This window comes from Hansschlegelia quercus, assembly GCF_004310425.1.
Taxonomy (GTDB): domain Bacteria; phylum Pseudomonadota; class Alphaproteobacteria; order Rhizobiales; family Methylopilaceae; genus Methylopila; species Methylopila quercus.
In genome coordinates this window covers 404720-422726 of the sequence record NZ_SIUB01000001.1, presented here as the reverse complement: position 1 = coordinate 422726, position 18007 = coordinate 404720, and the positions used below count along the sequence as shown (strand labels likewise).

The following is an 18007-nucleotide window of genomic DNA, read 5'->3' as shown; positions in this document are numbered from 1 at the left end:
CTGCATCGGGGGTAAGCTGCTATGTATTTTCACGCGAAGAGGCAGGGAATTTAGCTGGCGTCTCGCAGAGCGCCGCTTCAAAGCGGTTGCCGCTTTAGGACTGGACGCGGCCCCCACGGATGATGGAGCGCTGCTGCGGCCGTTGGCCGCTTGCATCTCGAAGCGTCGTGGTCTTGCCTCGGGTCGTGAATCGGAAAGTTCCGCCGCCAGACGTTTGGGGGAAGCAATGACAATCCTTGTGACGGGCGGCGCCGGCTATATCGGCAGCCACATGGTCCTCGCCCTGCTCGACGCGGGGCAGCAGGTCGCGGTGCTCGACAATCTGTCCACGGGCTTCCGGACGGCGGTCCCCGCCGCGGCGGATTTCGTCGAGGGATGCGTTTCGGATGAAGCGCTCGTCGCGAAGGTGATCGCCGAGAAGGGAATCGACGCGATCGTCCATTTTGCGGGCTCGATCGTGGTTCCGGACTCGGTGACCGATCCGCTCGACTACTACCTCAACAACACCGTGCGCTCCCGCGCGCTGATCGCTGCGGCGGTGAAGAGCGGCGTGAAGCGCTTCGTCTTCTCGTCCACCGCGGCCGTCTACGGGGAGGCCTCGGCCGAGCCGCTCAAGGAGACGTCGCCGCTCGACCCGGTCTCGCCCTACGGCGCGTCGAAGCTGATGACGGAGCGCATGCTCGCGGACAGCGCGCGCGCCTACGGTCTGCCTTACGTCGTCCTGCGCTACTTCAACGTCGCTGGCGCCGACCCGCAGGGCAGGGCGGGTCAATCGAGCGCGCGCGCGACGCATCTCATCAAGACGGCGGCGGGCGTCGTCGTCGGGAAGCGCGCCGGCCTCGACATATTCGGCGATGATTATCCGACGCGCGACGGCACCTGCGTACGGGACTACATCCACGTGTCCGACCTGGCCAAGGCGCATCTGCAGGCGCTCGACTATCTCGCCGGCGGTGGCGCGCCGCTCACGGCGAATTGCGGGTACGGCCGTGGTGCCTCTGTCCTCGAAGTGATCGAATCGGTGAAGCGCGTCTCCGGCGTCGATTTCCCGGTGAAGCGCGCTCCTCGGCGCGACGGCGATCCCGCTTCGCTGGTGGCCGATGCGTCTGTCGCCCGCCAGACGTTGAAATGGACGCCGGACCATGACGATCTCGACACGATCGTCGGCCACGCGCTCGCCTGGGAGCAGCGTCTCGCCCAGCGCGACGCGGCCTGATGGCGCCGCGCCGGGAGGCAGTCGCGGCAGCTGTCGAGACCGACATCCCCGCGCGCCTCGACCGGCTGCCCTGGTCGCGCTTCCATCTTCTCGTCGTCATCGCGCTTGGCGTGACCTGGGCGCTCGACGGGCTCGAGGTCACGATCGTCGGCGCGCTCGGCCCGATCCTCCAGCATGCCGACACGCTGGCCCTCAGCGAAGCTGGGATCGGCGGGCTGGCCTCCGCCTATCTCCTGGGCGCGGTGGCCGGCGCGTTGGCCTTCGGCTGGCTGACCGACCGCTTCGGCCGCAAGCTGATCTTCTTTGCGACCCTCGGCATCTACGTCGCCGGCGTCCTGCTGTCCGCCTTTGCGTTCGACGTGTGGAGCCTCGCCGCCTTCCGCTTCCTGACGGGCGTCGGCATCGGCGGGGAATACGCGGCGATCAACTCCGCGATCGACGAGATGACGCCTGCGCGGCTGCGCGGCCGCGTCGCGCTCATCGTCAACGGCAGCTTTTGGGCCGGCGCCGCGCTTGGTTCGGGCGCGACCGTCGTGCTGCTCGATCCCGCGATCGTGCCCGTCGACCTCGGCTGGCGGCTGGGCTTCGGCATCGGCGCGGCGCTCGGCCTGCTCATCCTGTTCACGCGCCGCTTCGTGCCGGAAAGCCCGCGCTGGCTCGTCACCCACGGCTTCCTCGAGGAAGGCGAGAAGGTCGTCGCGGAGATCGAGCAGGAGGTCGCGCGCGAGACCGGCAAGCGGCTTGCGCCGGCGACCGGCCTCCTCAAGATCGAGCCGCGGCGGAGTTTCGGCTTCGGCCTGATCTTCCACGCGATGCTTGGGCGCTACCGCGGCCGCTCGGCCCTCGTTCTGCTGCTCATGATCGCGCAGGCGTTCCTCTACAACGCAATCTTCTTCACTTACGGCCTAGTGCTTACGAAGTTTTACGGGACCGAGCCTGCGCATGTCGGGCTCTACCTCGTTCCCTTCGCCATTGGCAACGTCATCGGCCCGATCGTCCTCGGTCCGCTGTTTGACACGGTCGGACGGCGAAAAATGATCTTCGCGACCTATGCGGTCTCGGGGATTCTGCTGCTCGCCACCGGCTACCTCTTCGCGCTCGGCCTGTTGAGCGCGGTCACCCAGACCGCGGCGTGGTGCATGATCTTCTTCTTCGCCTCCTCAGCCGCGAGTTCGGCCTATCTGACGGCGAGCGAGGTCTTTCCTCTTGAGGTGCGCGCTCTTGCGATCGCGGCGTTCTACGCGATCGGGACCGGCATCGGCGGCGTGGTCGCGCCCTCCATCTTCGGCCGTCTGATCGGCGGCGGCGAACCGTGGCCGATCTTCTGGGGCTATGCCGGCGCGGCGGCCCTCATGATCGCGGCAGGCGTCGCTGCGCTCCTGTTCGGGGTGGACGCGGAAGGCAAATCGCTCGAAGAGGTGGCGCCGCCGCTGTCGCAGATCGCGTGACCTGAACCATCGAATGTCTCGACGCGTTGGCGGCGAGGCGCCGGCTACGGGGAGCAGGAAGACATGGCGAATCCCCCCGTAAGGCAGGACCCCGTGGTCGAGACGGCTCTGCCGGGCGCCTCGTCGCGCGACTGGCGCATCGACTTCTGGCGCGGCCTCGCGATCGTCTTCATCTTCTGGAACCACTCGGCCAACAGCGTCATGAGCTGGGCCACGACGAAATATATCGGGCTTTCGGATTCCGCCGAGCTGTTCGTCTTTTTGTCCGGCTTCGCGATGGCGAGCATGTTCGCGGCGAAGTTCGCCTCGCGGCCGCTGATGGCAATTCCGTACTGCATCGGCCGGGCCTTTACGCTCTACCTCCACCACATCACCGCCTTCGTGGTGATCGCGGCCTTCGCCGTGTTCTACCGGGGCGTCGCGGATTCGAGCGTGGTCGAGCGCGACCTGTTCATCCGCCCCTTCCTGCTGTCGACGGAGACGGTGCTGCCGAAGCTCGTCACCCTCGCTTATCTGCCGCCGCTGCTCGACATCCTGCCGCTTTACATCCTGCTGACGCTGATGCTGGGCGTGCTGTTCAGCGCATTCCGCGACCGTGTAGCGCCTTACGTCGCCTTCGCCGTCGTCGTGTGGAGTTTCGCGTGGATGACGGGCGCCACGCTCTCCTCCTATCCGGATACGCGGCACTGGACGTTCAACCCGCTGACTTGGCAGGCGGTGATGCTGGCAGGCTTCGTCACCTTCCTCATCCGCGACGAGCTTTGGGTGAGGCGTCTCGTCGCGCGGCCGGCCACCAAGGCGCTGTCGATCGCCATCGTCGTCATAGGCTTCATCGCGGCCGCGCCGTGGGCGACGGCGGGCCTGCTGGAGTGGCGGCCGCTCTCGTTCCTGACCGACATCGCCGACAAGTCCTTCGCGTCGCCGGTGCGCCTCATCCATTTCCTGGCGATGGCGCATCTCGCGACGCTCTACCTCAAGAAGGACATGCGAATCGACCAGACGCTCCTCGGCCGCTCGATGGTGCTGATCGGCCGACGCAGCCTGCCGATGTTCGTGATCTCCAGCGTGTTCGCGGCGTTCACCCACGGCCTGTTCGACTGGTTCCACCACTCGGTCATCGTGCAGATCGTCTATTCGCTCGCCATGGTCGGCGTTCTGGCCGGGCTCGCCCACGCCGCCGACAGTCTTGGTCGGGTCGGCAAGGGCGGCCCGCCGCAGTCGCCGTCGATCGCGAAGCCGAGCCCGCGCGAGGCGGCCGAGCCCAGCTCGCTGCAGGCGCCCGCGATCGCTTCCTGAGACATGACGGACCAAGCGAATTTCGCGTCCGCGCCAGGGAAAACTTGCGATAAGTTCTGCTGGCCGCGGGTCCCTCGCGGTGTTTTCAAACGACCCGGAGACAGACCGATCCGATGAGCGCCAGCCCGACCGTTGAGCCGCGAAAGATCACCAAGCTTCTCGTCGCAAACAGGTCGGAGATCGCCATCCGCGTCTTCCGCGCGGCCGCCGAGCTCGGCATCCGCACGGTCGCGATCTACGCGGAGGAGGACAAGCTCTCGCTCCACCGCTTCAAGGCCGACGAGGCCTATCGCGTCGGTCGCGGGATGGGGCCGCTCGAGGCCTATCTCTCGATCCCCGAGATCATCCGCGTCGCGACCGAGGCCGGCGTCGACGCCATCCATCCGGGCTACGGCTTCCTGTCCGAAAGCCCCGAATTCGCCGACGCCTGCGCGGAAGCCGGAATCCTGTTCATCGGCCCCTCGCCGGACACGATGCGCAAGCTCGGCAACAAGGTCGCCGCGCGCAACCTTGCGATCAGTTGCGGCGTGCCGGTGATGCCCGCGACCGAGCCGCTGCCGGACGATCCGGCGCTCGTCCGCAAGGCGGCCGAAGAGATCGGCCTGCCGGTCATGCTCAAGGCCGCGTGGGGCGGGGGCGGGCGCGGCATGCGCGTCATCCGTGATCTCGACAAGCTCCCCCAGGAGGTGATCAACGCCAAGCGCGAGGCCAAGTCCGCTTTCGGCAAGGACGACGTCTATCTCGAGAAGCTCGTCGAACGCGCGCGCCACGTCGAGGTCCAGATTCTCGGCGACCGGCACGGCAATGCGGTGCATCTGTTCGAGCGCGATTGCTCCGTGCAGCGCCGTCACCAGAAGGTCGTGGAGCGCGCGCCCGCGCCCTACCTCGATGAAGAGCGCCGCAAGGAGCTGTGCGAGAGCGCGCTGAAGATCGCGCGGGCGACCGACTATCTCGGGGCCGGCACGGTCGAGTACCTGATGGACGCCGACACCGGCGACTTCTACTTCATCGAGGTCAATCCGCGGATCCAGGTCGAGCATACGGTCACCGAGGTCGTCACCGGCGTCGACATCGTGAAGGCGCAGATCCACGTCATCGAAGGCGCCGCGATCGGGACGCCAGAATCCGGCGTGCCCCTGCAGCAGGACATGCGCCTCAACGGCCACGCGCTGCAGTGCCGGATCACGACCGAGAACCCGGAAGACAACTTCATTCCGGATTACGGCCGCATCTCCGCCTATCGCGGGGCGATGGGTTTTGGCGTGCGCGTCGACGGCGGCACCGCCTATTCGGGCGCCGTCATCACCCGCTTCTACGATCCTCTGCTGGAGAAGCTGACCTGCTGGGCGCCGACGCCGGAAGAGGCGTGCCTGCGCATGAGCCGGAGCCTACGGGAGTATCGCATCCGCGGCGTCGCGACGAACCTCGCCTTCCTCGAGAACGTGGTCGAGCACCCGACCTTCCTGAACGGCGAGACGACAACGCGCTTCATCGACGAGACGCCGGAACTGTTCGCCTTCGAGAAGCGGCAGGACCGCGCAACGCGGCTGCTCACCTATATCGCCGACGTCACCGTCAACGGTCATCCCGAGGTGAAGGGCAGGGCCAAGCCCAAGGAAGGGACCGCGGCCCCGGCGGCGCCCGTCTTCGGCGAGGGCGAGCCGCCGGCCGGCTCCCGGCAGCTGCTGAAGGAGTTGGGGCCGAAGAAGTTCGCGGAGTGGATGCGCGCGGAGAAGCGCGTGCTCGTCACCGACACGACGATGCGCGACGCGCACCAGTCCCTGCTCGCGACCCGCATGCGCACCTTCGACATCGCAGCCGCCGCGCGTTCATACGCGACCGGTCTGCCGAACCTCCTCAGCCTGGAATGCTGGGGCGGCGCGACCTTCGACGTCGCGATGCGCTTCCTGAACGAAGATCCTTGGGAGCGGCTCGCGAAGATCCGCGAGGGCGCGCCGAACCTGCTGCTGCAATGTCTCGTACGCGGCTCGAACGGCGTCGGCTACGCCAACTATCCGGACAACGTGGTCTCAGGGTTCGTGAAACACGCCGCGAAGGAGGGCATGGACCTCTTCCGCGTGTTCGACTGCCTGAACTGGATCGAGAACATGCGCGTCACGATCGACGCGGTGAACGAGACCGACGCAATCTGCGAGGCGGCGATCTGCTACACCGGCGACCTGCTCGACGCGAGCCGTCCGAAATACGACCTCAAATACTACGTCTCGCTCGCGAAAGAGCTCGAGAAGGCCGGCGCCCATGTGCTGTGCGTCAAGGATATGGGCGGACTTCTGAAGCCTTCTGCGGCCGGCATGCTGATCAAGGCGCTGCGCGAGGAGGTCGGGCTCCCGCTGCATCTCCACACCCACGACACCTCCGGCCTGTCCGCCGCGACCGTCCTGCTCGCGGTCGAGGCTGGTGTCGACGCGGTCGACGTCGCGATGGACGCGCTGTCCGGCATGACGTCGCAGCCCTGCCTCGGCTCGATCGTCGCGACGCTGAAATCGGGCGAGCGCGACACCGGCCTCGACATGGAGGCGATCCGCGAAATTTCGCTCTACTGGGAGGCGGCGCGCACGCAATACGCCGCGTTCGAGAGCAATCTGCTCGCGCCGGCGTCGGAGGTCTATCTCCACGAAATGCCCGGCGGCCAGTTCACCAATCTCAAGGAGCAGGCGCGCTCCATGGGGCTTGAGAGCCGCTGGAACGAGGTCGCGAAGACCTATCGCGACGTCAACGACATGTTCGGCGACGTGGTGAAGGTGACGCCGACCTCTAAGGTGGTCGGCGACATGGCGCTGGTCATGGTCTCGGCCGGCCTGACGCGCGCCGAGGTCGAGGATCCGGATGTCGACGTTTCGTTCCCCGAGAGCGTGATTCAACTCATGAAAGGCGAGCTCAGCCAACCGCCGGGCGGCTTTCCGCCGGGAATCCAGGCCAAGGTGCTGAAGGGCGAAAAGCCGCTGACGCAGCGCGCAGGCACGCTGATGCCGCCAGCCGATTTTGGCGCCGTGCGCGCCGAGGTCGAGGAGAAGATCGACCGAACCGTGTCCGAGGACGAGCTGTTTTCGTACCTTATGTACCCCAAGGTTTTCGTCGACTTCGCAACGCAGGAGAAGAAGTACGGTCCGGTTTCGACGCTGCCGACCCCGGTCTTCTTCTACGGCCTACCCGCGGGCGAGGAGACCGCTGTCGAGATCGAGCGCGGAAAAACGCTGGTCATTCGCTGCCAGGGCGTGGGCGAGACCGACGAAGAGGGCCAGGTGAAGGTCTTCTTCGAGCTGAACGGCCAGCCGCGCATCATCAAGGTGCCGAACCGCTCCGCGGCGAACGTCCGCGAGGCTCGTCGCAAGGCGAACGAAAGCGACCCGGGGCATGTCGCGGCGCCGATGCCGGGCGTGATCTCTACGGTGTCTGTGAAGCAGGGCCAGTCCGTCGCGCAGGGTGACGTGCTCTGCTCGATCGAAGCGATGAAGATGGAGACCGCGATTCACGCTGAGCGCGTGGGGGTGGTGAAGGAAGTGCTGGTTACGCCAGGCACGCCGGTCGACGCCAAGGACCTGCTGGTCGTTATCGGGGAATGAGAGACCTGGCTTCTCACACCGAGGCGGCCGCGCCGCAGGAACGTCGGCGCTATCCGTTCTGGGTGCGGGCGCTCGCCGTGCTCGTCGCCTTTGGATTCGGCGGCGGCGTAGGGGCGTCGATTATCGTCGCGCTGATGGTGCTTGCGTCGAAGGGGTTGATCCCCTGGGTCAACTGAACGGCGCGTCGCGCTTCAGCCCAGCATGTACCTGTCGGTCTCCTCGATCTGCCCGTCCGGCGTCAGGCCGCGGGTCGTAACCTCGCAGCGCCAGGCGCCCGGCTCGCCTTCGACATCATAGAGATTGTAGCCCGCCAGCGGCTCGTGGCTGAGCGGTCCCGCGGAGCAGGACGGCACGCCGATCACCGGCACCGGGCCGTCCGGGCCGGCGATTTCCCGGCGCGTCGGCTCGTGATTGTGGCCATGCAGGACGAGTTCCGCGCCCTCGCGCGCCACGATCTCGCGGAGCAGCGCGGCGTCGCGCAGGCGGCGCATCCAGGGCGTGTCGTCCTCCGCCAGCGGGTGATGGACCAGCAGCATGCGGAAGAAGCCTTCCTCCTTCAGCCCTTTGAGCATGGGGCCAACCGCGTCGCGCTGGATGGCGCCGACCTCGCCGGTGGCGGCGAGCGGCCATGTCGGCACGGCGGAGGACAGGCCGATCAGCGCGACCTTGCCGTGGCGGCGCACGAAGGGGAAGCCGACCCGGCCGTCGTCGCTCGACATGTTTGCGCCCCAGACGCGGGCAGGCGCGCTCGCCGCGGTGCTGACATAGGCGTCGTGATTGCCGGGGATGGCGGCTACGCGCTCCGGCTCGCCAAGGCGACCGAGGAACACGGCCGCTGGCACGAATTCCTTCTCCAGCGCGAGATTGGTGAGGTCGCCGGTGCAAGCCACCGCGTCCGGCTCTTCCTCGACGATGTCCGCGACGATCTGGTCGAACACCGCCATATCGTGCCACTTCCGCCGCCGGCGAAAATAGTTGATCGCGCCAAGCCCGCGCTTCGACATCAGGTCGAAGATCGAGAAGCTTGGTAAGGGCCCGAGATGGGGATCGGAGAGGTGCGCGATGACGGTCACATCAGCCGTTATAGCGGATCATCGCGCGATGGCGCAGGCCGGGTCGAAAAATGAAAACGCCGAGCGGCGCTTTGGCGCGGCCCGGCGTCGCTCAGTTCCTAAATCGGGCGAAAAGCCGCCGTCAGTCCCTGGAAAAGGTCGCGAGCGCAGCGACCGCCGCCCCGGAGGGGGCGCTCAGCGCGCGAAGGAAAGGGCTTTCCGCCATGCGCCGGAAGGCGCCGCGACGGAACGAAAAAAGCCAGAACATGATGGTCCTCTAACGACGAAGCCGCGCCCCCACGGGCGCTTCGGCTTCGTCCCTTGATATGGCGGAACGGGGTGGGGGCGACGAGCCTCAGGCGCGGCGGGCCCCCATGCGTTTTCGCGCGCCCTCCATTATCACAGGTTTCGAGGATTTGGGAGGACGCCGGTTGGAAGCGATCAGGACGAGGCTGTTCCGCGCCGTGCGGGCGCGGTGGGCGCTGACCCGCAGCGCCATGACGGTCGGCGTCCGCGTCATCGCGGTGGAGGAGGGCCGCGTCCTGCTCGTGAGGCACGGTTACGAGACCGGCTGGCACCTGCCCGGCGGCGGCGTCGATCGGGGCGAGACGGCGGCCGACGCGGCCGCACGCGAGATCATGGAGGAGGCGGGGGTCGAGGTCCTTGGGACCCCGCGCCTGATCGGCCTGTGCTTCAACGAGACGTTCGGCGGCCGCGACCATGTCGCGGTCTATGTCGTCAGCCGCCTGCGCCGAGGTCCCGAGCCTCGGACCGGGTACGAGATCGTCGAGCGCGGCTGGTTCCCCATCGACGCGCTCCCGGAAGGGGCGACCCCGGGCACGCTCCGCCGGCTCGCCGAATTTCGCGACGGCGCGGCAGTCAGCGACCGCTGGTAAGCCCGGTTAGCCCCTCGCGATCGGCTGGCGCATCGAGGTCGAGGTCAGGCCCGACAGGCACGATTCGGGTCGGGTTGATGGTGGTGTGCGACCAGTAATAGTGCGTCTTGATGTGGGCGAAGTTCACGGTCTCGCGGACGCCCGGCTGCTGATAGAAGTCGCGCAGATAGCCCGACAGATTGGCGTAATCGGCGATGCGGCGGCGATTACACTTGAAGTGGCCGAAATAGACCGCGTCGAAGCGGACGAGCGTGGTGAACAGCCGCCAGTCCGCCTCGGTCGTCTCCGCGCCGCACAGGAACCGCCGGCGGCCGAGCCGCTCGTCGAGGTCGTCAAGCTCCTCGAACAGCGCCGCGAAGGCTTCCTCATAGGCGTCCTGCGTGGTCGCGAAGCCCACTCGGTAGACGCCGTTGTTGACGCGGGCATAGATCCGCTCGTTCAAGGCGTCGATCTCAGACCGGAGCGGCTCGGGGTAGAAGTCCGAGGTCTCGCCCGTTAGCCCGTCGAAGGCCGAGTTGAACATGCGGATGATCTCCGCGGATTCGTTCGAGACGATCGCGCCGCGCGTCTTGTCCCAGAGCACCGGTACCGTTACCCGCGTCGTCACGTCGGGTTCTGCGCGCAGGTACACCTCGTAGAGCCGTTCCGCGCCGTTGACTGTGTCGGGCGTCGCAGCGGGGAAGTCGCCGAACACCCAGCCTTCCGCGCCCATATGCGGATCGACGACACTGACGGAGATGAGCTCCTCGAGCTTCTTCAGCCTGCGGAAGATCAGCGTGCGGTGCGCCCATGGGCAGGCGAGCGAGACGTAGAGATGGTAGCGCCCGGCCTCGGCCTTGAAGCCGCCTTCGCCGCTCGGGCCCGCTGCGCCGTCCGCCGCCACCCAGTTGCGGAACTGCGAGGCCTGGCGCTCGAAGCGCCCGCCGGACTTCGACGTGTCGTACCATTGATCGCGCCATGCGCCGTCGACCAGAAGACCCATCGCGATCTGTTCTCCCCGCCGCGGCCTCACGCTGGCGTGCGCTACGCCGCCGTGCTAAGCGCGATCAGTCATGGCGAGCAACCGTTTTATCCCTTTGCGACGACGCTGCGTCCGGCGCCTTGCGGCACCTCTCGCTCGCATCTGACCCGCTTCTTGCGCGCTTCGGCGCGGGAGCGGGCGGGACCTTCCGCCGCCGTCATCTCCCGAGCCTTCCCATGACATCCCTCCCGCTCGCGATCCTCCACGAGCAGCCCGACGACGCCCCCGCCATCGAGCGCCTGCAGGAGCGGGCTTTCGGTCCCGGCCGCTACGCTCGATCGGCCTATCGGCTGCGCGAGGGCGTCGAGCCGGTCGCGGGATTGTCCTTCACAGCGCGCGTGGGAGCGATGCTGGTCGGCTCGAACCGCATGTCGCCGATCCTGATCGGAGATGCGCCGGCGCTGCTGCTGGGGCCGCTCGTCGTCGACCCGGCTTTCCGCAGCCGCGGCATCGGAGCGGCGCTGATCGCAGCGTCGGTGCAGGCGGCGGAGAAGGCCGGCCACGCGCTCGTCATGCTTGTCGGGGACGAGCCCTACTATGGGCGTCTCGGTTTTTCTCGGATCCCGGACGGCTTGGTCGAGATGCCAGGCCCCGTCGATCCGGCGCGCATGCTATGGCGGCCGCTCGGCGGCCTCGCACAGACCTTGACCAAAGGCGAGGCGCGGCCGGCGTTCTGAGCCGCCGCCCGACCTCGCGTTAGATTGGATCAGCTCAGCGCCGGCTGGGCCTTGAGGCTGGCGAGGTCGACTTCGAGTCCGTCTTTGACGACTGTGATGTCGCTCGATCGGCCGGTTGCGATCAACTCGTCGGCAAGCGCCAGGACGTCGTCCGGCGTGGGGCAGCTGACGATCATCTCGGGGCCGGTCGGCACCCAGCGCACGATATAAGCCACGGTCGTAACCTCCGCTGCGGGTGCGTAATCAAACGCTGCAACGCAACATCCGGCAAGCGAAAAGTTACCGGGAAGTTAACGTCTCCCCACTCGAATTAGGCTGACGACGGCGTCGACGAGCCGTGAGGCTCCGCTTCGGCTGCAGCCTTGATCTCAGCCGTCCAGTTCGCGCTTCAGGCAGCCCGTGGCGCGGATACTGGTCGCTGAGCCGCCTCGGCGCGCGCCATCAGTTCCAGCCGATCGATCTCGAGGACCGCGCCCTCGTTTGAAACGATCCGAAGATCCGGATGCTCGGCGCGCTTGGCGAGCGCGAACGCCAAAGCGTCCTGAGCGGTGCGAGCATGATGGATGCGCTTTCGGCCGTCTTCGATGATGATGTTGTAGGGCATCGCGTCCTCCCATTTTTTTTAAGAGATATGGCGTGGCGCGAGGCCTGAGGAGTCCGCTCGGCAAAGATTGAGGCGAGATTCTGGCTTATTCTTACCTGAGCCAAAACAACCGGCTTGCTCGCCTTAGCCCTTCGAACAGATCCGGCCGAGCCGCATTGACGGTAAGTCCGCCAGTCACAAACTCGGAGTCGAGCGCCGCGGCTTCGATCGCCGCGTTCTGCAGAAGGTAATGAAGATACACATGTCCCTGCTGAGAGGCTTGATCCGAGAGATCGAAGAAGATTTCGGACAGCTGAGTTGAGGTGAGGCTTACAACCTTTTCCTTCGCCACGGCTTCAGGCCGCTGAGCGAGCTTGGTCGGCCATCCGCAAGAGCCGGCCTAGTCGTTTGACAGTGGCCGCGTCTTCTAGACGGGCCCTGAACTCGGCGATTTCCGCGTCGATCCGAGACTCGATGTCGATGGGGTCGGCCCGAAGCAGAGCCCGGGTCGCCTGGAGCGCTGCTTTCGGCTTTCGAGCCAAACGCGATGCGACATGCAGCGCACGTTCGCTTGCTCTTTCGGGATCGGTGACTTCCGTCACCAATCCGAGAGCATGCGCCTCCGTTGCGGAGAACGGGCGCCCGACGCAGAGCATCTCGAAGGCGCGAAGATAGCCGAACCTCAACGGGGCGATCAGCGTCGCCGCGGCCTCTGGAACAAGACCTAGATCGGCGAAGGGCGCTGCGAAGCTGCTCGCCGGAGTGGCGAAGACGGCGTCGAAGTGAAGCAACATTGTCATGCCGAGCCCGACGGCTGGGCCATCGACCGCCGCGACCAGAGGTTTGCTGCCGAGCGCGAGCGCTCGGAAGAAGCTGCGAACGGTCCCGGCGAGTTCGTCGAGATCGCCGCATCCCAGGAAGTCCCCGAGATCGCAGCCGGAGCAGAATGCGTCGGCTGGGCCGACGAGAAGGACGGCCGCCGTCTCGTCGTCTTGCTGCGCCGTTTCTAAGGCCTCTGTGAAGGTTCGCAGATTGTCGAGGGTCAACCCGCTTGCGGGTTCGGCCATTTCGATGATGCGGACCGCACCTTCTCGCCTGATGGAAATGTCAGCCATGTCTCGGCCTCACGACGCGAGACGGACACGCCGCTGCTCGGCGAGGGTCCCCATGAAACAGACGACAGGATCGTGGCGGCCCATCGTCTCGCGGATCTTCAGAAGCGTCCGCTCGCTGAACGTCACTTCGGTCGGCACGATCGTCTGTTGGCCGACCTCCGCCGGCAGCCCGAGCGGCCGAGGCAGAAAGCCGAGCCCCATCGCGCGGAACACCCACATCGGCTCAAACTCGATGATGACCTTGTTGACGCCTGAGGCGAGGCCCCACTCCACGAAGCCCGCGATCAACTCCGTGCCCACGGAACCCACCGATCGCTTGCCCTCTCGATACTCGGGCGCGACAGCGTAGCGGGTCAGCTCCCAGACGTCGGGAGAGGACGGAATTTCAAGTTCGCAGAGTTCCGGGTAGACGTTCCGAAGAAGGTTCGGTCGCGCCATGGAAAGCATGCGCTGGTAGCCCGACACGCGTCCGTCTCGGAACGCGACATGATGGACAGCGTAATCGTCATCGAACTGGTCGATTTCTCGTCCGTCGGGCCGACGGATTTCCTCCCAGCCAAGCTCTTCAACGAAGACTTTATGTCTAAGAGCGAAAATTTCATCGAAAAGACTGTCGAAGTGACCGACGTCACATCCTGCGATGACCTTGATCATTTCACCCTCCGCGGTTGGCGACGGGTCTATGATCGGGATATTCCGCAGTCTCAAGTATAGGGGAATTCCCCTAATTCAGTGGATGATCCCGGCTCTGAACGCTTCTGCGACCGCATGAGCGCGGTTCCGAGCCCCGAGCTTTGTCGCGGCCGATTTCAGATGAAGCTCCACCGTGCGGTTTGAGATTCCCAAACGTTCGCCGATCTCGATCATGGTGAGGCCCTCACAGGCCCATCGGAGCGTGTCGAGTTCGCGCGTCGTCAGCTTGGCGCGTACGCTGTGCTCCGTTTCGGACCTGAGTTGCACCGCCCGTCCCATCGCATAGATCGCGATCAGGTTGATCTCGCCCATCGCATGCGTGGGCACGTCGACGAGACCTCCTCCACCAAAGGAGACGGAGCCGAGCGTGCCGTCCACGAGCACGATCGGAACGGCAAGCCCGTCCTTGAGGCCAAACTCGGAGGCCTCGCTGAAGATCAGTTTCTGGCGTGTCTCGATCGCAGCGGACAAAGGCGCCTCGCTCCAGCGGAACGGGCTGAGCTCTCCGTGGATTCGACGAATGACCGGATCGGTGAAGACATAACTCTGCTGGAGGTAGCGTTGCATCCAGCCTTCGGGCTGCCGTTCGGCCCAGAGATGTCTTTTGGTCTCCGCACGCTTATCGTGTGGCGAAGGCATCGTGCCCGCCATAAGGTTGGTCAACCCGTACGGCTCAACGACCTTCAATAATTCATGGAAGACCCTTTCGGGCGTGTCGCACTGATTGACGCGCTCGATCGCATCGAAGGTTTTAATGAACGCGGACACCGTTGCTCCCTAAGCCGCCAGCCGCTGATTCATCGCCACAGACTATGGGCAGAGCGACGAGGAATCCTCAAGTTTGGCGAACGCCTTCGTTTCTTCGTTAAAGCTTTAAGCTGCTGTCGCTTGGAGCGATTGGCCCGGGGCGTGGTCGAGAAACGCCGTTGCAACGTACGATCTGAGTTTTGGTCGATCATGAGGAACGGATGTCTGGACTCGATCGCATTTTGTTTATCCGGCACGCCGAGCATCACAGCCAATCCGGCTTCACAGAGGACGGCCTTGAAGATCCGCAGAGCCTGAACGCCCGGGGATGGCAGCGGGCGGGCGCTTTGATCGGGCACTTCGCCCGAGCCCTGCACAGCCCCGGCTTGCCAAACGTGGTCTACGCCTCCGCTATCGCGCCGGACAGCGAAAGCCGCCGTCCGCAACAGACGGTCGCGCCCCTGTTGGCGTATCTGCGCAAATGGCGTGAGGTCACCTATTGCGACGCCTTCGCGAAAAAGGCGGTCGGCGAATTGGTGCAGGATCTACTTGGCCGCGAGGGCGTCGTCCTGGTCGCTTGGGAGCATTCGGTGATTCCAGAGATTCTTGCCCAAATAGGCGTCGAAGGCGCGCCTCAGGAATGGCCTTCTGATCGCTACGACCTGGTGTGGTCGATAAAGCGCGAACACGGCGGCTGGACCCTCGAGCAACTTGATCAGCGCCTATTGGTCGGCGACCGGTAGCTGAGTCGGACATTGTGGCCGCCTTTTGCGAAGCTGATTGAAATTGGCCGTCGTCTGGCGTAGGAAGCGCCTCGCGGCAAACGCGCCGGCGCCCGAATAGCTCAGCGGGAGAGCACACCTTTCACACGGGTGGGGTCACAGGTTCGATCCCTGTTTCGGGCACCATTCTTCATCGATCACGAGGGTTGTCGGAGCGCCTTCCGTCTCAGTCTGTCAACTCGCCGACCAGCTCTTCCAACTCCTCGAAACGGTCCATCAGTCGGTCGCCGCCAAGCTCCCGCGCTGGAATCTCGGTGTAGCCGAACGTCGCCACGATGACGGGCACGCCAGCGTTCTTCGCGGCGTCGACATCGGTCGAGCTGTCGCCGACCATGACTGCGCGCGACGGATCGCCGCCTGCGCGTTCGATCGCGCCCAGAAGAGAAGTGGGGTCGGGCTTCGAGACCCCGAACGTGTCGCCGCCGACGATGGCGTCGAAGCGGGAGGTGAGGTTCAGCGCGTCGAGAAGCTGGCGGGCGAGACTCTCGATCTTATTGGTGCAGACCGCGAGCTTCGCGCCGGAGGCGGCAAGCCGGTCAAGCGCGTCTTCGCATCCGGCGTAAGGCCGCGTCTTATCGGCGATGTGGGCAGAGTAGTGCTGCAGGAAGAAGGCATGCAGCGCGTCGAGCCGCTCTTTCGTCACCTTTCGGTCTGCGGCGTCGAGACCACGCTGGACGAGCGCGCGGGCGCCCGCGCCGATCAAGCCGCGGGCCTGATCATAGGGGATCGGCTCGACGCCTTCCTCGATGAGCGTAGCGGTCAACGCCTCGAGAAGGTCTGGGGCCGACTCGACGAGCGTGCCGTCGAGGTCGAAGACGATCGTCACGGGCGCGCGCTCGCTCATGGATATCCGGTCTCTGTCCTGAGGGCTGAAGGCGGCGCCGCACGGGCGCGGCGTGTTCGTCGGTGCATCGCCTGATAGGATCGGCCCGTCAACCTGCGGCCGATTCGGCCGGCTTCGGATGCAAGCATGAAAGCCGTCATCGCCCGTCTGCTGCTCGTCGCCTCCATGGGCCTGGCTGCGGGAGCGGCCCGCGCGGACTACGCCTTCCTCGCTTCGCCGCAGACGGACCTCAACCGCATGTTCCGGGTGGACAAGTCGACCGGCGAGGTCGGGGCCTGCCAGTACGCGGTGAAGGATGGGACGGTTGGCGTCACGCTGTGTTTCGCTTCCGGCGAGGGCGCCGGGCCGCAGGAGCCCGGCGCCTACGACCTCGTCGCCTCCAATCACGAGCAGGAGGGCGGCGTCTACCGCGTGGAGCGCGGCAGCGGGCGGATGAGCGCCTGCTACGTACTCGGCGAGCAGGTCGTCTGCACCAGCCAGGCGCGCTGACCCGGTCGCGTGGCGGAGGCGATCCCGTGCCCTTTCCGCAAGCCGGGCGTCGTGTAGAGTCGGCGCCAAGCTGCCCCAAGGAGACGCGATGAGCGATCGGAACCGCCGCCTGAAGCCGTTCAGAACGGTTTGCGCCGCGGCCTTCGCGGCAAGCCTCGTTTGGGCTGCCGGTGCGCCTTCAGCTGAGGCGCGGCCCGCGCCAGAGAGCTTCGCCGACATCGCGGAAGGGCTGCTCGACGCGGTCGTCAACATCTCGACGTCGCAGAACGCGCCCGCCGCCGACAAGGCCGTGCCGCCGCCACAAGCGCCGGACGGCTCGCCTTTGGACGAGTTCTTCGACGATTTCTTCAAGCGAGGCGAGACGTCCAAGGGGCCGTCCCGCAAGCAGAGTTCTCTGGGGTCCGGCTTCGTGATCGACGCATCCGGTATCGTCGTCACCAACAATCACGTCATCGATGGGGCGGACGAGATCACCGTCAATTTCGCGGACGGCTCCAAGCTGATCGCCGAACTCGTCGGCAAAGACCTCAAGACCGATCTGGCGGTGCTGCGAGTGAAACCGCCGAAGCCGCTGAAGGCGGTCAGCTTCGGCGATTCCGAGCGGCTGAGGGTCGGCGACTGGGTGCTCGCGATCGGCAATCCGTTCGGGCTCGGCGGCTCGGTCTCCGCCGGCATCGTCTCGGCGCGCAACCGCAACATCAACTCCGGGCCTTACGACAACTTCATCCAGACCGACGCGGCCATCAATCGCGGCAATTCCGGCGGCCCGCTGTTCGATATCGACGGAAAAGTCGTCGGCATCAACACCGCGATCATCTCGCCTTCGGGCGGTTCGATTGGCATCGGCTTTTCGGTGCCCGCCCGAACCGCGCGCCCGGTCGTCGAGCAGATCCTGAAATATGGCGAGACGCGTCGCGGCTGGATCGGCGTCCGCGTGCAGCAGGTGACCGACCAGATCGCAGAAAGTCTTGGCCTGAAAAGCGGCCCGGTCGGCGCGCTGATCGCGGGCGTCAACGATGACGGCCCCGCGGCGAAGGCTGGCATTCAGACCGGCGACGTCGTGCTGACGTTTGACGGAAAGACCGTCAAGGAGATGCGCGACCTGCCGAGGATCGTCGCCGACAGCGAGATCGACAAGGAGGTCCCGCTGGTCGTGTTGCGGAAGGGCGAGGAGAAGTCTCTGACGATCAAGATTGCGCGTCTCGCCGAGGACGTCGCCACGCCGGCAGCGCTGAAGACGCCGGGCGCGGACGAGGCGCCGAAATCCGGCGTCGCGCTCGGCATCACCTTCGAGGCCGTGACGGATGACCTCGTGAAGAAGTTCGCGCTGAAGCCTGACGCCAAGGGCCTCGTGATAACTGCAGTCGCAGACGGTTCGAAGGCGCAGGAGAACGCGATCAAGCCCGGCGACGTGCTGGTCGAGGTGGCTCAGGAGGCGGTCGCGACTCCGCAAGACGTCGAGGCCAGGATCGCGGCGTTGAAGAAGGACGGCAAGAAGACCGCGCTGCTGCTGCTCTCGAACAACAAAGGCGACGTCCGCTTCGTCGCTCTGTCGATCGAGTAG

General features: G+C 65.8%; 20 protein-coding genes and 1 tRNA gene. 12 read left to right on the top strand and 9 right to left on the bottom strand.

The genetic code is table 11. From position 1 onward, the window contains the following. The first annotated feature begins 226 nt into the window (after positions 1-226). The 5 genes from galE to EYR15_RS01985 all read left to right on the top strand — a co-directional run bounded on the left by galE (position 227) and on the right by EYR15_RS01985 (position 7720). A complete protein-coding gene (galE, locus tag EYR15_RS02005) occupies positions 227-1216 on the top strand; it encodes a UDP-glucose 4-epimerase GalE (RefSeq protein ID WP_131001200.1) in 990 nt (329 codons plus the stop codon). Next, positions 1216-2664 carry an MFS transporter gene (locus tag EYR15_RS02000; protein WP_131001199.1) on the top strand — a complete coding sequence of 483 codons (1449 nt, stop codon included), beginning with the start codon at positions 1216-1218 and terminating at the stop codon, positions 2662-2664. Before galE ends, EYR15_RS02000 begins: the two co-directional genes overlap by 1 nt. Positions 2665-2727: 63 nt before the next feature. After that, a complete protein-coding gene (locus EYR15_RS01995; protein ID WP_131001198.1) occupies positions 2728-3960 on the top strand; it encodes an OpgC family protein in 1233 nt (410 codons plus the stop codon). 113 nt (positions 3961-4073) lie between these two features. Further along, positions 4074-7544 (top strand): pyruvate carboxylase, encoded by a 3471-nt coding sequence (gene pyc, locus EYR15_RS01990; protein ID WP_131001197.1) that lies wholly within the window; start codon positions 4074-4076, stop codon positions 7542-7544. After that, positions 7541-7720 (top strand): hypothetical protein, encoded by a 180-nt coding sequence (locus EYR15_RS01985; protein WP_131001196.1) that lies wholly within the window; start codon positions 7541-7543, stop codon positions 7718-7720. Before pyc ends, EYR15_RS01985 begins: the two co-directional genes overlap by 4 nt. A gap of 15 nt (positions 7721-7735) precedes the next feature. Here EYR15_RS01985 and EYR15_RS01980 read toward each other — a convergent pair whose 3' ends face one another. Next, positions 7736-8617, bottom strand: coding sequence for a metallophosphoesterase family protein (locus EYR15_RS01980; RefSeq protein WP_131001195.1), 882 nt, complete (start codon positions 8615-8617; stop codon positions 7736-7738). A gap of 410 nt (positions 8618-9027) precedes the next feature. Between EYR15_RS01980 and EYR15_RS01975 the strand changes: the two genes are divergently transcribed. Further along, a complete protein-coding gene (locus EYR15_RS01975) occupies positions 9028-9492 on the top strand; it encodes an NUDIX domain-containing protein (protein WP_245498098.1) in 465 nt (154 codons plus the stop codon). Here EYR15_RS01975 and EYR15_RS01970 read toward each other — a convergent pair. Next, a complete protein-coding gene (locus EYR15_RS01970) occupies positions 9476-10474 on the bottom strand; it encodes a glutathione S-transferase family protein (RefSeq protein ID WP_131001194.1) in 999 nt (332 codons plus the stop codon). The two genes, EYR15_RS01975 and EYR15_RS01970, sit on opposite strands and share 17 nt — an antisense overlap. Positions 10475-10689: 215 nt before the next feature. Between EYR15_RS01970 and EYR15_RS01965 the strand changes: the two genes are divergently transcribed. Further along, complete coding sequence (locus EYR15_RS01965) at positions 10690-11190, top strand: GNAT family N-acetyltransferase (protein ID WP_131001193.1); 501 nt, start codon at positions 10690-10692, stop codon at positions 11188-11190. A 29-nt stretch (positions 11191-11219) separates the two neighbouring features. On the opposite strand, the gene EYR15_RS01960 is transcribed toward EYR15_RS01965, so the two are convergent. The 5 genes from EYR15_RS01960 to EYR15_RS01945 all read right to left on the bottom strand — a co-directional run bounded on the left by EYR15_RS01960 (position 11220) and on the right by EYR15_RS01945 (position 13485). Further along, on the bottom strand, positions 11220-11405 hold the full coding sequence (locus tag EYR15_RS01960) for a hypothetical protein (RefSeq protein WP_131001192.1): 186 nt from the start codon (positions 11403-11405) through the stop codon (positions 11220-11222). A gap of 173 nt (positions 11406-11578) precedes the next feature. Beyond that, positions 11579-11794: a hypothetical protein gene (locus tag EYR15_RS01955; RefSeq protein ID WP_131001191.1), complete on the bottom strand. Its 216-nt coding sequence runs from the start codon at positions 11792-11794 to the stop codon at positions 11579-11581. 91 nt (positions 11795-11885) lie between these two features. Next, positions 11886-12125, bottom strand: a complete 240-nt coding sequence (locus tag EYR15_RS16930) for a hypothetical protein (RefSeq protein WP_165455396.1) — start codon at positions 12123-12125, stop codon at positions 11886-11888. Between the two features lie 4 nt (positions 12126-12129). Further along, on the bottom strand, positions 12130-12888 hold the full coding sequence (locus tag EYR15_RS01950) for an enoyl-CoA hydratase-related protein (protein WP_131001190.1): 759 nt from the start codon (positions 12886-12888) through the stop codon (positions 12130-12132). A gap of 9 nt (positions 12889-12897) precedes the next feature. Further along, positions 12898-13485 (bottom strand): acyl-homoserine-lactone synthase, encoded by a 588-nt coding sequence (locus EYR15_RS01945; RefSeq protein ID WP_245498134.1) that lies wholly within the window; start codon positions 13483-13485, stop codon positions 12898-12900. Here EYR15_RS01945 and EYR15_RS17105 point away from each other — a divergent pair. Beyond that, on the top strand, positions 13375-13602 hold the full coding sequence (locus EYR15_RS17105) for a hypothetical protein (protein WP_245498141.1): 228 nt from the start codon (positions 13375-13377) through the stop codon (positions 13600-13602). The genes EYR15_RS01945 and EYR15_RS17105 overlap by 111 nt on opposite strands. 15 nt (positions 13603-13617) lie before the next feature. Here EYR15_RS17105 and EYR15_RS01940 read toward each other — a convergent pair whose 3' ends face one another. Beyond that, positions 13618-14349: a helix-turn-helix transcriptional regulator gene (locus tag EYR15_RS01940; RefSeq protein WP_131001188.1), complete on the bottom strand. Its 732-nt coding sequence runs from the start codon at positions 14347-14349 to the stop codon at positions 13618-13620. A 200-nt stretch (positions 14350-14549) separates the two neighbouring features. Between EYR15_RS01940 and EYR15_RS01935 the strand changes: the two genes are divergently transcribed. After that, positions 14550-15071: a histidine phosphatase family protein gene (locus tag EYR15_RS01935; protein WP_131001187.1), complete on the top strand. Its 522-nt coding sequence runs from the start codon at positions 14550-14552 to the stop codon at positions 15069-15071. 90 nt (positions 15072-15161) lie between these two features. Further along, positions 15162-15236 (top strand) — tRNA-Val (locus tag EYR15_RS01930). A 40-nt stretch (positions 15237-15276) separates the two neighbouring features. Here EYR15_RS01930 and gph read toward each other — a convergent pair. After that, complete coding sequence (gph, locus tag EYR15_RS01925; protein WP_131001186.1) at positions 15277-15954, bottom strand: phosphoglycolate phosphatase; 678 nt, start codon at positions 15952-15954, stop codon at positions 15277-15279. Between the two features lie 126 nt (positions 15955-16080). On the opposite strand from gph, the gene EYR15_RS01920 reads away from it, so the two are divergent. Continuing rightward, positions 16081-16443 (top strand): hypothetical protein, encoded by a 363-nt coding sequence (locus EYR15_RS01920; RefSeq protein ID WP_131001185.1) that lies wholly within the window; start codon positions 16081-16083, stop codon positions 16441-16443. Positions 16444-16531: 88 nt separating this feature from the next. Continuing rightward, positions 16532-18007: a Do family serine endopeptidase gene (locus EYR15_RS01915; RefSeq protein ID WP_131001184.1), complete on the top strand. Its 1476-nt coding sequence runs from the start codon at positions 16532-16534 to the stop codon at positions 18005-18007.